Below are 13,994 nucleotides of genomic sequence, written 5' to 3'. Positions count from 1 at the left end.
TGGGCCACAAAAACTTAAATTTAACGTGCCTACTGAATCAGCCAAAGATAGACTTGAACTGTTTAACAATATGCTAACCGAATTTAGCCAACAATTACGAGCTGCTTAATGACAGATAGACTCAAACACCATTCACTAAAACCTATCGCTAAAAGAACTTTTGCGGCAAAGGTGGCCCTTGCAGCCCTACTTAGCACCTGTGTTTTAGCACAACCTACTTATGCGGCAGAGCAAGAATGGTGGTTTGATGTTGAAGTCATTTTATTTGAACGCAATTTAGATGTGGGGAGTATTTCAGAGAAGTTTGAGCAGTCGCCTCTTATTCATAATAATGAATATCTGGATATACTTACGCCTTACCTAACTCCTGATCTAAGATTTTTACAGGCTGGACTTAGTTATTGCCGTGGATCAAGCCGACAGGCAGTCAAAACACAATATGAAAAAGACTTTTCTTTTCCGATGCCAGTTGGTGAAACAAACGACTCGTCGTTACCGCAGGTAAACGAACCAAAAGGCCAAGATCGACTCCCCAAACAACAGATAGTGGCTAATCCAGATATAACGCCAGAAGACAGTTTTGAATATAAAGTCGCAACGACAGATATATTTGCAAACTCTGACGATAAAACGTCTGTAGCGCAAATAGCGGATGTTAAGAACACAGCCCAGGCTAATTCAGAGCTAGTAAATAACGTTATTGCAGAACAACAAACAAATCAAAATTCAGTTGTAGAAGTTGAGGTTGTTAGGCCTCCACTGCAGGTTGAGTTTATCGAATGGCAAATTCCTAATGTTTTTCCTTGTGCCTACTCTGAACAAATTGATCCGGGCTTTGCTTCACTAATACATTGGCAAAATAGCCAAGTAGAGACTCTTCCCAGTAATCATATACAACGCGTACCAGACGTCATTAACGGTATTGAATGGGCACAAAAACGCAGTGCATCTTTGTTACCTAAATCACACATGCGTATGACTGATCTATATGAGAAGATTAAAAAGCAACGAGATATCAGCCCACTTTTACATGTAAATTGGCGACAACGAGTCTACTTTGGCCGTGATAATGGAAAAACCATCCGACTGATCGCCGGACAAAACTTTGCACAGCAGTTTGATGGGAAAGGTGAAGTGCTAGTCAATGAAACAGATGATTTATTTGATAGTCTGAATCAACAAAAAGACGAGTTTTACCTACCCGAAGAAGAGTTAGCACTTTTATCTGCTGAGCAGCAACAAGGCCTGTTAGCAGGCAGAAGCGATATAGAAAAGTCTATATCTGTAGATTTATTCGCAATGATTGACCAAGCCTTGGCCGACGACACACCTATTGATATTGAACAAGTCAATAGTCAAACCGACCAACAATCAGCTGTCACCAAATCAGACATGCTTAAAGAACTTTGGCAACTAGACGGTGGGATGACCGTATACCTGCGCAACGTAGGACGGGTACCCTATTTACATATCGACAGTAATATAGACTTCCGGCAGCCTACCTTTTCATCTAAAACGCCGGTTAAAATAAAACAGTTATCGGATAACTTAGCTGAACAAGGTGCAATAGCGGTTAACCAGGTTCAACAACCCAACTATCTACAAAGTGTTAACTTTAATCAGTTAAGGCGCGTTATCAGTAAACAAGTACATTATTTTGACCACCCTTTATTTGGCATGGTGGTCAGTATTAATCGTTATCGTTGGCCGGAAACGGATCAAGACAGTGAAGATATCGATGATGAGTTACTTACTGAAGACAATTAATTGTTGATATAAAATCAGCGCCAAAATTCAGGGTTTTAAAGGATAGGTGGTAACTATGATTTTAAAAATAACCTTTGCTGTTTTAGGTTCCATATTAGATTTTATCTTTAACAATGAATGTGATTTATAGTTTTTCTACCTCATCTCGAAATACGCTTCTTCGTTAGTTCCAGCCTTTGAACAATCGGTTGATAAAAGCGCATTTTTGCTTACGGCCTTTTTTATTGGAATGGGTTTTGTTGGCGGCATTCTAGGAGCGATTATTGGTTATGTGAAAATCGATAATCACTTAAACAAAGGCTCCAAATCTGGGGGGCTAGAGCCAACCAAATGACTATTCTCACATAATCTAAAGAATAAGACTTAACGTTAAGACCGATCATTAGTGAAAGGAAGTTTTAGAGCCCATGGATCCAGCCAAGGTAACCAAATAGCAGGGCGAGAATTGGATATGCCAATAAGACAAAACCCCAATGAAACTCAGAATCAAAGATATGTATGGATATGATTGGTAATAAAAAGGAAATAAAGACTGCAATAGACACGCCAATAGAAGTCCAAAAAAATGATAATTCTTTCGACCGTCCTCGACAAAAAGTTGCACAGACAAACAGACTCAAATATGAAAGAACAGGAAAATATCCCCAAAATTTTTCAAGGCCGTAATAAAAAGGGAAGATAATAGATAAGATGCAGCATATAAATGATAAACAAAAATAACGTATATAGATTTTATTATCGTTTGTATTTAAAGTGATTGTCATTCTTTGTTTTCCCTAAAATTCAGAAAATATAATTTATATAGATCAAGACAAAGTCACATAACTCACCGCAGTAATAATAATCGCCAAAAAGATGTTCAACATTAGGCCTTCTCTGGCCATGGTTTTAATACTAAATTTATCCATACCGTAAACAATCGCGTTAGGTGCTGTTGCTACCGGCAGCATAAAGGCACAACTTGCACTGATGGCTGCTGGCATCATCATCAACGCAGGATCGATTCCGGCTGCCACACCTGCAGCAGCGAGTATCGGCATCAACAAAGTAGCAGTAGCGGTATTTGATGTGATCTCGGTTAAGAAAGTCACAAACAAACAAATACATAAGATTAATAAGGGTACTGGTAAGTCAGATAAACCTGATAACCCCTCGCCCATTAAGGTACTTAATCCAGAAGCGGTAAAGGCTTTTGCAATACAAATTCCCCCTGCAAATAATAACAACATGCCCCATGGAATGGCGACTGCGGTGTCCCAATCAAGTAATTTGTCTGACTTGATTTTATCCGTCACTTCACCAAATTTGCTGTTTGTAGTCGAAGGTTTGACTTCTTCCACTTTATTGCCGCTTGGGATCAGGAACATCAACACTACACCGGCTAAAGCAATGCTGCTGTCGCCAATACTCGGCATGTGTAACCATACGGTCCAATAGGGTCTAAACATCCACGCTAAAGCGACCATTAGAAAGGTAATCAACACACGTTTTTCAGCTGGCTGCCAAGCCCCCGAACGTGGCAATGTATACTCTTGGGTAGTTTCGAGGTTGCGGGTTAACCACCAAGCAATCACTGGAATGCCTATCACCACTATCGGCACACCTGTTTTCATCCACTCTAGAAAATTGATTTCTTTGCCTTGAGTTTCAAGGTAAACACTCATAAAAATAATGTTTGGCGGTGTACCAACTGGAGTACCTACTCCGCCTAAACTGGCTGCATAAGCAATCCCCAGTAACATAGCGATGGTTAACTTAGGATCCTTAACGTGTTGTAACACAGCTAGGGTAATAGGTAATAACATTAAGGTGGTAGCAGAGTTAGAGATCCACATGCTTAGAATAGCGGCGGTTAACATAAAGCCGAATACCAGCCTTTTAGCGCTTTTACCGCCTGTTACATTGACTAAATAAAAAGCGAGTCGACTATGTACGTTGGACTTTTCTAATGCTTTTGACAGCATAAACGCGCCCATCAACAATAAAATAACGTGGCTACCCAAGGCTGACGCAGACTCTTTATGGGTCAATACGCCGGCCATAGGAAAAGCAAAAAAGGGAATAAGTGAAGTAACGGGTATAGGCAGGGCTTCAGTCACCCATAACATGGCGGTAAATAATGTTATAGCCGCGGTAGAAGCAATTAAGTGAGGTTGCCCCATACCCAACAGAGTAAAATACAGCATAATCGCACTGACAAAAGAAAGTAATATTAACTTGTTATTAGTTTGCATAAAATTGATCTAACACCTTACTCGCTACTTGGTAATCTTTAGACTTTCTCAATGTTGAAAAATCTGCGGAAGCTGATTTTCGAAGGCGCTTAATTCTATCGATACTTTTTAATGGAAGTTCTAAGTCTGAGGGTAAACCATCAATTACCTGAGCCGCACCCTTTGGATCATTGCACACCAAGACCATGTCACAACCAGCGTCTAGCGCCAATTCGGCACGCTCAACAATGTTGCCCATTTGCACCGCTCCTTGCATAGACAAATCGTCTGAAAACACCACGCCATTAAAATCTAATTCTTGGCGCAAGATCTGTTTGATCCACTTGTGCGAAAACCCCGCTGGTAAATCATCCACTTGAGGATAGATGACATGGGCAGGCATCACAGCGTCCAATAATCCTTGTTGATGTATAGCTTTAAAAATAGCCATATCGAGGCCAAATATTTCTTCTTTACTACGTTTATCTATCGGCATGGCGACATGAGAATCTTCGAGCACGTTGCCATGACCTGGAAAATGTTTACCCGTAGCAGACATCCCAGCTCGGTGCATACCTTTGATAAATTCACTGGCTAGTTGAATAATTTTTTCAGGATTCTGGTGAAAACTTCTATCACCAATGACTTCAGATACACCATGAATATCTAACACCGGAGCAAAACTAATATCGATATCAAATGCCAATAATTCTGCCGCCATTAACCAGCCAAATTGTTCACATAAGTAACTTGTTTGTTGAGTATCACCCTCAAATTTCAGGGCAATACTGCCCATTGCGGGTATTTTACTAAATCCTTGTCGAAAGCGCTGCACTCTCCCCCCTTCGTGGTCTGTCGCGATCAAAATATCGTTACGCGTAACACTTCTAACGTGTCTAACAAGGTCTGACAGCTGTTTTTGGTCGTGATAGTTGCGGCTGAATAAAATAAGTCCGCCAACTAAAGGGTGGTCGAGTATATCTATCTCTTCGTGTGTCAGTTCAAACCCTGACACATCTAACATCATTGGCCCCATCTATTAGTGCTCTTCTTTTTAGTGGTATACCCGTCTCGCTTGAAGCTGCAGCGTTGTTGGCTGCTCTCACTCACCCCAATCACTTAGTAAGTCTAAGTTCATAGGGCTGAGCTCTTTTGCCGCCTAGCTACAACTCCAATGGCTTTGGGTAAAAACAAATTTAATGGCCATACTATAGGGAGGATCAAATCCCCCAGTCAATCATTTATCCTAATCAACACAAAGAATTACGCTCTTAGAAAACCCTAGCTGATTTTTGAGCAAGGCGTCGCTGCGCTGGAATGGCTATTCACTTTTACATAGCGAGAACTCATTACGAAACTGGCTAGGACTTCCAAAATATGAGATTTAAAGGAGCTGGCTGGGTCATTCTTTGTGCTGATTGATATTAATCAAAACGAAACATATGACTTTCAAACTCTCCCATGGTTATACTCTGGCAATTCGAAATTTATACTGGTTTTCAATGAAGTTTAAAACTGTTGGTTTAATAGGCAAACAAGCTCACCAAGGCGCAAACTTAAGCCTCAGGGCGTTAATAGTCTATTTGACTAAACGTGGGTGTAGGATATTAGTCGAAACAAATACCGCACAAGCGTTAGACTCAAATGGCTTTGAAGTTACTGATATTACCGATATTGGTAAACAAGCCGACTTAGCCATAGTGGTAGGTGGTGATGGCAATATGCTTGGCGCTGCTCGGATATTAGCCGAGTTTAATGTGGCTGTTGTTGGAGTAAACCGAGGTAACTTAGGTTTTTTAACCGACATTAATCCCGACGATTTTGAACCACAACTTGATAGTATTTTTGATGGTGATTACAAAATAGAACAGCGCTTTTTGTTAGAAGTTGAAGTTTTTCGAGACGGCAAAGTACAAAGCAAAGATTCTGCGGTAAACGAAGTGGTTTTGCACCATGGTAAAGTAGCGCACATGATGGAATTTGAGGTGTATCTGGATGATAACTTTGTATTCAGTCAACGATCTGACGGTCTTATTGTAGCCACACCTACAGGCTCTACAGCCTATTCGTTATCAGGTGGAGGGCCAATCCTTACGCCCAATTTAGATGCATTAACTTTAGTGCCTATGTTCCCCCATACATTAAGCAGCCGGCCGATTGTGGTAGATGCCAACAGCACGGTTAAATTAAAAGTCTCCCCTGAAAACACCGATAACCTACAAGTAAGTTGTGATAGTCATATTGTATTAACTGTATTACCCGGTGACGAAATCATCATTTGCAAAAACCCTGCTAAATTATCTTTAATACACCCTAAAAATTATAACTACTTCAATGTGTTACGAACCAAACTAGGTTGGGGCAGTAAACTTTACTAAGCGCATTTTTTCAAAAAGATAACTAGACACCAAGCAAAAGCATGTTTATATTCACAGGTACTGTATATTTAAACATGCTTTTGCGTGCCTATATTGAGAAATCAAAATGCTGACTCATCTATCCATTCGTAATTTCGCCGTTGTAAAAACACTAGACGTTGATTTTAGCCAAGGTATGACCGCCATTACAGGCGAAACCGGCGCAGGTAAATCAATATCGGTTGATGCCTTAGGCCTGTGTTTGGGCGATAGAGCAGATAGCAGCATGGTGCGTACCGGTGCCGATAAAGCCGAAGTATCTGCCGGGTTTAATGTTAAACAACTACCCGCAGCTCTAAAGTGGCTTGAAGAGCATGAATTGTTAGATGACGATGAAGTGTTAATTAGACGCGTAGTATCCTCTGAGGGGCGCTCTAAAGCATTTGTAAATGGCACCCCTGTGCCCTTGCAACAATTAAAGAATCTAGGTCAATTTTTATTGAGCATTCATGGGCAACACGCCCATCAACAAATATTAAAAAGTGATAATCAACGCCAGTTACTCGATCAATATGCAGAACACCCCACTTTACTCAGCAAAGTAGCTGATTGTTATCAAACCCTCAAAACCCAACAACAGCATTATAAAAACCTGTTAGAAGGTCAGCAGCAACGAGCAGATCGCAGTCAGTTATTGTCTTATCAAATAGGTGAACTAGATGAATTTGCTTTAGCAGAGGGTGAGTTTTTGTCTTTGGAAACTGAGCATAAAAAACTCAGTCATAGTCAAACATTGCTAGAGCAAAGCCAAATTAGTTTTCATCAGTTGTACGAGGCCGAAGAGTTTAATGCCTTATCTGCGGTTCAAAGCAGTATTGACCGCTTAACCGAGTTACAAGAGCATGACCCAAGCTTGGCGCCTATTGTGACCATGTTGACAGAAGCTAGCATTCAAATCGATGAAGCGGCAAGCGAGTTAAGAGCGTATACCGAACAACTTGAAATTGACCCTATGCGTATGCAAAACGTCGAAGCGCGATATTCACAAGCCTTAGATTTATCCAGAAAACATAATGTGCAACCTGAAGGCTTATATGAATTTCATCAACAACTCGCTACTGAGTTTAGTGAGTTAGTTAAAGACGACTCTTTATTAGAAGAATTAGAAGCGCAATTAACTGAACTAGAACAACACTATCTTCAAGCAGCTAATAAACTTAATCTTTCAAGAATAAAAGCCGCCAAGTCTTTTGCTAACCAAGTCGAATTACATATTCATCATATGAACATGTCTGATGCGGTGTTTAAAATTGACGTAGAACATCATATTCAAGGCACACCTAACAAACTTGGCTTGGATAGCGTGCAATTTTTAGTGTCGACAAACAAAGGCCAAGCATTGGACAACCTTGAAAAGGTTGTTTCAGGCGGTGAGTTATCTCGAATTGGCTTGGCTATTCAAGTGATTAGCTCAAGTAACAACGATATTGCCACCATGATTTTTGATGAAGTTGATAGCGGCATCAGTGGCTCAACTGCATCAGTGGTAGGCCAATTACTGCGAAAATTAGGCGAAAGCGCACAAGTTATTTGTGTGACTCACCTGCCCCAAGTAGCGGCTAGAGCGCACAATCAAATGTTTGTCACCAAGTTCAGTGACAAAAAAACCACTGAAACTCATATGATTTGTTTACAAGAAAGTGAACGAATTGAAGAGTTGGCACGTCTACTAGCAGGAGATACTCTTACCGAGTCAGCCATAGCAAATGCCAGAGAATTACTACAAATCAGTAATTCATAACAATTAGGCATTGATTGCGCTAACGCGGCTGGGTTAGGATGCTTCGCTAAATAAATGTGAGTGACGCTTACATTTTTCCGTTTTCGCTTTTTACACGTCGAGATATTGAGTAACAATGAAGTTTAAGAATTTACTGGTTATATTAACCGCCACCATGATGTTGTCAGCCTGTGCTGATTGGATTTTCCGAATTGATATACCTCAAGGTAACTTTTTGGACGAAAAAGACGTTCAAAAACTTAGAATTGAAATGACCAAAGAACAGGTTGTTTATGTTTTAGGTAAACCTGTACTTGAAGATTCGTTCGACCATGACACTTGGTATTATTTGTATCAAATGAAACGTGGCATGAAACAGCGTGGCGAAGACTTTCGTAAAGATCTCACTATTAAGTTTGTTGATAATAAAGTGAGTGAAGTAGTAGGTGATTTTGAACTGTCAGAAGAATTTAATACCCCATTAGATCAATAAGCTTTTTCTATTAAAAGCATATTAGTACATCAGCATTTGAATAAATGTTGTTGGGTTTAGCTGGGGTGTTCAGTGTTTGAATTGCCCCAAATAACTGTAGATGTTGGAATGTCTTAGTTTGCTGCAAACATATCTTCTTGTTATGCCAGCCGTATTTGCAAAGGATTAACGAATATGACCGTAATAGCGATTGATATCGATAACCCAATACTCAATATCAATGAGTTTGAGAACGCCCAAAAAACGCTGCCAAAGGGTACATCCTTAACACTTAATCGAATTCACTTAGTTGCGTTGTTTCCGCTGAGTTACGGTTTATTTTCGCAATATCTACCGAACCTTTCGCTCTTCGTCCTATTGCCTGTATTGGCACTTCTTTTAGGACTCTTAATTTATCGATACAATAAACTTAAGTTAGTCAAACCTACCTCACCTATTACAATCTGTGGCGAAGCACTTTTTTATCAAAGAGAAGGCAACGAATCGCTTACTACACCGCTACATAAATCAGCTGTCAGAGCCTTACACCAAAAGCAGGATGCCAAAGTACAGGTGTATTTACAAAAAGTGTTGCCGCAAAGGCCCCTAGTTTTATTAGATGAAGTTGTTATCGACCACTATTTGATGGAAATACAAAACTAATTAGCGGTCAAATTCCTTGCAAAACAAATTCAATAATTACACTTCACTATGACGATTGAGTCGCTCACGTATTATCTACTACTACTATTTGACTTTAACCTCAAATGTACCGTCACTTCTTCTCTGTTGTGATAGAGGTGTTTTGCTTGCATAAGGTATTTTCCTACTTGATTTGCTTGCATCACCTCTTCAATAATCGCTAACGCGCCTTGTACAGACTCATAACGCTTTTTCATCGGTAACTTAAGATTGAACATGGCTTCTTTGCAACGCTCTTCTGCGACCCAAGTAGCCATAAGCTTTGCTACCCGCTGTGGTTGTTCAATCATGTCGCAGACTAACCAATACACATTCTTTTTCTTTGGCTTAAATTTAAACCCGTCTTCTGGGCAATAAGTCACCTGCCCTGTTTCCATTAAACCTTCATCCATAGCACCGTTATCGACTGCCTGCACAAACATGCCGCGTTGTACCAGTTGATAAGTCCAACCACCAGGGCAAGCACCCAAGTCAACAGCCTGCAAGCCCCCCTGCAAGCGTACATCATGCTCGTCCTTAGAAATAAAGGTTTGAAACGCCTCATCAAGCTTTAAGGTTGAGCGGCTTGGGGCATCATGGGGGAACTTCAAACGCATAATGCCTAATGGCAAAGGTGAATTATTATTTGTAAACGAAAAACCAATGTAGGCTTTGTCGGTTTTAGTAAAAAACACATGTAATACCGGTTTTTTACTATTGTCTTTGTTGGTTAACTTATTCTTTTTACGTAATGCTTGCCTTAGAGGTACACTGATTTTTCGGCACAACTTTGAAAGTTCTCTGCCATCAGTGGTGTCGGCATATTCCACTCTTAGCTCACCACATAATGGAAAATCCTCACAAGCGGCTAAAAGTGGACCTATACGATCTGTCACGTCCATATTTTCAATCACTTGTTTACAAGCAAACTGCTGGCGAGCAAAAATCAGTTTATTGAATACCAGTTTGTTGGCCAGTAACTCAGCCTGCTCTTCTTGGTAACAATTAAATAAAACAAATCCACTATTAGCTTTGGTCTGCGAATAACCAAACACCTCCATTTGACCGGCTTTATCTTGGACTTCATTCGCCACATCATTCTCAAAACCACTACGGCAGTACAACAATAATCCAGCCATAGACTAATTCGCTCCTTTTAAGGCTGCAGCTACCAGCAGAGCCCAACCAACAATAAAACACACACCGCCTAAGGGAGTGATGGGGCCAAACCATTTAATTTGGGTTAATGCCAACATATACAAACTGCCGCTGAACAACACAATACCTGCCAGCATAAAACCGGCACTGTATAACAATAATGACTGGGGCATTTGGCGATACAAAATAACTAACAAAATGAGGGCGAGACTGTGATACATCTGATACTGCACACCTGTTTGAAAGGTGGTTAACAGTGTTTCAGATAACTTACTTTTAAGACCATGAGCAGCAAACGCACCCAATATAACCGACAACATGGCGCTAAATGCCGCGCAACTTAATACAATTTTAATCACAAATATTCTCTTATTGAAATGAACAAGTCATTAGCCACGGTTAATAATTCATCTGACAGCAACAGTAACAAAAACTAACAAACTAAGCTGAATTGGCTAGCCCTCAATGTTACCTCTCCCAAGCACTAATCGCGACTATACCATTCCACATAAAGAAGTGACCACTCTGCGAGAGTTTCAAAGGGCTTAATCAAGGCACTTGAATGAAGTAATAATTATTCTATTGAGAATTGGAGCAACGCAGAGTAAGCCCATTTAAAACTCGCCCTAAGGAGAAAGCATTTTAAACACATAAAATATAGACAGCACAAAGAAAAATTGAGGCTTTGCTGAAAGATAAATATCCATCAGGTTTAAGCAATAGACCCTAATTAAATTTGGCAGTCGGCAATGAGCGATAAGAAGACATTAAATGCCTAAATTATTAACAATTACTTAGCCAAATGAAGTACAAATAATTTAACTTTGCTCTGACCCCGATAGTTTCTCCGATAGTTTTTTTAGTTTTTTTGCGCATCCCAAATCAGGCACTTTATTTCAAACTCTTTTAACTGTATATTTAACCAGTATTATACTTATGTGTGCACGCTATGAATTTTCGTCAAAAAGAACTTCCCACTTTTTATTATCTGCATCATTTCACCGAATTTTTAAAATTTGTGAAAGGACCTTGCTCATCATTATTAAGCCAGGACAACCTCCAGTTTATTCAGCAATTCGAGGCATTAAACAAAGATGCACAATGTTTGGTAGTGCGCGCCCTCAACCGAAAAAGTAAGTTCATCAAACTTAGTACAATGGCGTATGACGAGATATCCAACGGTAACATGCATATCGAACAATTAATGGCACAAGGTTGGTTTAGGCATATTGCTAAAGATGACATCCGGACATGGCTCACCACCCTCACGAAGTCTGAACTAACGGCCCTTATTAAGCCACACACTAAAGTCATGAGTGCTTGGCCTCGAGCCAAGTTAATAGAAATAAGTCAGGGTTTAAGTGCTACACAACTGTACGATGAAACCCTAACAGATACGTACTTTGTGCGAACCATCGATGAACATATCGACTACTTTTTGTATCTATATTTTGGTAACTGCCACAGTAAGCTTAACCAATTTTCGATGCGTGACTTAGGCGTAATGCGCACACGCAAAGAACAAGCGCAAATATTAGCGCGTTTTTTATCTATCGAATCAGCCCGCAGTACCTTTGAACTGCATTGCACACTCAGTATGCTCAAAGAAACCACATTTGAAGATGCCCATAGTATTCACCAGCATTTAGCCGCCTTATCGGAAACTGTGGGAGAGCGAGCACAGCTTTTAGATGAACGTATAAAATACCTATTAGCCAACGCACTGCTAGCGTTTGATCAGCAAACCGCCATTCAACAATTAGCATTGATTAATAGCGATGAAGCGCAAGAAAAATGGGTGCGCGAAGCTTACAAGTTGGGTTTAAAAGATGAAGTCGAGCAACGACTTGAAGCTTTAATCGATACACCGCTGTCAGATCATAACTTGGCCTTTGCTGAAGATTTTCTAGCGCGTAAATATAAGAAAAAACGCACCAGCGTATTAACTGATATGTTGCGTGACAATAGCCAAACCATTGCACTTGATGAAATGCACAAAGCGGCGGTTGAACGCGGTGTAGTAGCCTATTATCAAGCGCGAAAGTGCTTAGCTCAGCTTACCGAAAATCAACTATGGCGCAGTCTTTTTGGGCTCTTTTTCTGGGAAGAAATTTTTGAAACTGAAGGATTTGGCTTAGTAAACGAATTTGACCGCATGCCACTTTGCCTAAAGAAAAACAATTTATACGAAATCGCGTCAAAGCAAATTGAGCACAAGTTGGATGCAATTAAACATTCAGATGAATTAATTAAGCTGTTAGCTAAACAAGCCAGCAAGCACTACGGAAAAACCAACGATATTTTTAGATGGAAGCAAAACTTGCTGGCACTGATCAGTCCCCTACTTCAGCATGCACCTTTGAATAGCGTGCTGCAGCACTTACGCTCGATGAGCCAAGACTGGCATAAGTTGTCTGATGGTTATCCAGACATATTAGTCGTCGAGGGCGAAAAATTGCGCTTTGAAGAAGTTAAATCAGAGGGCGATCAACTAAGACGAAACCAATTACTCAGCATTCAAACCCTAAAAGAAAACGGCTTTGATGTACGCATTACCAATGTTGAATGGACGATTGACCCACTTCAGCCCTATGTCGTCGTAGATATCGAAACAACAGGCGGGCGGGCACAGCAGCATAAGATTACCGAGATAGGCATGGTTAAAATGATTAATAATGAAATTGTTGATGAATGGCAATCGCTTATCAATCCTCAAAGACGCATTCCCGCAAAAATAACCGCTTTAACAGGCATTGATAATCAAATGGTTGCCGATGCGCCCTTGTTTGCCGAAGTCGCCGAACAGGTGGTTGCTTTTACTGATGGGTGTATTTTTGTGGCTCACAATGTCAATTTTGATTATGGTTTTATAAAGGAAGAGTTTGCTCGTTTAGAGCAGCGTTTTAAACGTCCAAAGCTTTGCACTGTTTCACAGATGCGTAAGCACTACAAAGGAATCAACTCTTATTCCTTAGCTAATTTAACCCGCCATTTTGATATTTCAATGCAGCGACATCACCGCGCCATGTCGGATGCAGTAGCGGCAAGCGAATTGCTCAAACTAATAAACGAAAAACGCTTAGTGAATGATGCTTAGGCAGGGTAAATCTAAACCTTTTACCTCGTTGTGAATAAAGGGGGCAGAGTCAATTTAAGTGAATTATTATTAAATTCCTTGATGACTTTGTACCGAATAGCCATGAAGTGTCTTTATAAACTAACGTTTCTTACGACAGCAATAGGTCGAAACATCCCCTTTTTAAACTAGAGCCTTATGACGACTTTAGGCCGTCAGCCGAACTTCGGGTATGAGCGATCAACGGACATTCGACCTACCTTAACCGAACGGCTGCTATGCCCATGTGAGTTCAACCGATCAACGCAACACACTGGCTAAATCTCTCTGCTGGTGTTTCGTAGCCTAACGTTTTTCTCGGTCTTTCATTTAGTTGTCTTGCGACTTGACTCAACTTTTGTTGGGAATGGACGCTTAAGTCTGTTCCTTTTGGGAAGTATTGGCGCAATAAGCGATTAGTATTTTCATTTGAACCTCGTTGCCATGGTGA

At 40.4% G+C, this 13,994-nt stretch carries 10 protein-coding genes and 1 pseudogene; 6 read left to right on the top strand and 5 right to left on the bottom strand.

The genetic code is table 11. The features are described from left to right. The first annotated feature begins 108 nt into the window (after positions 1 to 108). Positions 109 to 1,767 (top strand): CsiV family protein, encoded by a 1,659-nt coding sequence (locus tag QZ488_RS18740; RefSeq protein WP_293751592.1) that lies wholly within the window; start codon positions 109 to 111, stop codon positions 1,765 to 1,767. Between the two features lie 806 nt (positions 1,768 to 2,573). Here QZ488_RS18740 and QZ488_RS18735 read toward each other — a convergent pair. Both QZ488_RS18735 and nagZ read right to left on the bottom strand, forming a co-directional pair. Continuing rightward, a complete protein-coding gene (locus QZ488_RS18735; protein ID WP_293751590.1) occupies positions 2,574 to 4,001 on the bottom strand; it encodes an SLC13 family permease in 1,428 nt (475 codons plus the stop codon). Further along, positions 3,991 to 5,004, bottom strand: coding sequence for a beta-N-acetylhexosaminidase (gene nagZ, locus QZ488_RS18730; RefSeq protein WP_293751588.1), 1,014 nt, complete (start codon positions 5,002 to 5,004; stop codon positions 3,991 to 3,993). The genes QZ488_RS18735 and nagZ overlap by 11 nt, the downstream gene beginning before the upstream one ends. Before the next feature lie 478 nt (positions 5,005 to 5,482). Between nagZ and nadK the strand changes: the two genes are divergently transcribed. The 4 genes from nadK to QZ488_RS18710 all read left to right on the top strand — a co-directional run bounded on the left by nadK (position 5,483) and on the right by QZ488_RS18710 (position 9,252). Next, positions 5,483 to 6,358, top strand: coding sequence for an NAD(+) kinase (nadK, locus tag QZ488_RS18725; protein WP_293751586.1), 876 nt, complete (start codon positions 5,483 to 5,485; stop codon positions 6,356 to 6,358). Positions 6,359 to 6,464: 106 nt separating this feature from the next. Next, a complete protein-coding gene (gene recN / locus QZ488_RS18720; protein ID WP_293751584.1) occupies positions 6,465 to 8,138 on the top strand; it encodes a DNA repair protein RecN in 1,674 nt (557 codons plus the stop codon). Positions 8,139 to 8,253: 115 nt separating this feature from the next. Next, positions 8,254 to 8,610: an outer membrane protein assembly factor BamE gene (bamE, locus tag QZ488_RS18715; RefSeq protein WP_293751582.1), complete on the top strand. Its 357-nt coding sequence runs from the start codon at positions 8,254 to 8,256 to the stop codon at positions 8,608 to 8,610. Between the two features lie 174 nt (positions 8,611 to 8,784). After that, positions 8,785 to 9,252, top strand: a complete 468-nt coding sequence (locus QZ488_RS18710; protein ID WP_293751580.1) for a hypothetical protein — start codon at positions 8,785 to 8,787, stop codon at positions 9,250 to 9,252. 71 nt (positions 9,253 to 9,323) lie between these two features. Here the strand turns inward: QZ488_RS18710 and rlmM are convergent, their stop codons facing one another. Then, positions 9,324 to 10,409 carry a 23S rRNA (cytidine(2498)-2'-O)-methyltransferase RlmM gene (rlmM, locus tag QZ488_RS18705; protein WP_293751578.1) on the bottom strand — a complete coding sequence of 362 codons (1,086 nt, stop codon included), beginning with the start codon at positions 10,407 to 10,409 and terminating at the stop codon, positions 9,324 to 9,326. 3 nt (positions 10,410 to 10,412) lie between these two features. After that, positions 10,413 to 10,748, bottom strand: a complete 336-nt coding sequence (locus QZ488_RS18700; RefSeq protein ID WP_293751594.1) for a DUF423 domain-containing protein — start codon at positions 10,746 to 10,748, stop codon at positions 10,413 to 10,415. A 629-nt stretch (positions 10,749 to 11,377) separates the two neighbouring features. Between QZ488_RS18700 and QZ488_RS18695 the strand changes: the two genes are divergently transcribed. Continuing rightward, a complete protein-coding gene (locus tag QZ488_RS18695) occupies positions 11,378 to 13,525 on the top strand; it encodes an exonuclease domain-containing protein (protein ID WP_293751576.1) in 2,148 nt (715 codons plus the stop codon). Between the two features lie 271 nt (positions 13,526 to 13,796). Here the strand turns inward: QZ488_RS18695 and QZ488_RS18690 are convergent. After that, positions 13,797 to 13,994 (bottom strand): annotated as a pseudogene (locus tag QZ488_RS18690) (IS30 family transposase); the annotation flags it as partial.

The sequence above is a fragment of the uncultured Paraglaciecola sp. genome (genome assembly GCF_913020055.1).
Classification (GTDB): domain Bacteria; phylum Pseudomonadota; class Gammaproteobacteria; order Enterobacterales; family Alteromonadaceae; genus Paraglaciecola.
The sequence above is the reverse complement of the archived record's forward strand: the minus strand, read 5'-3'. Positions and strand labels throughout refer to the sequence as shown.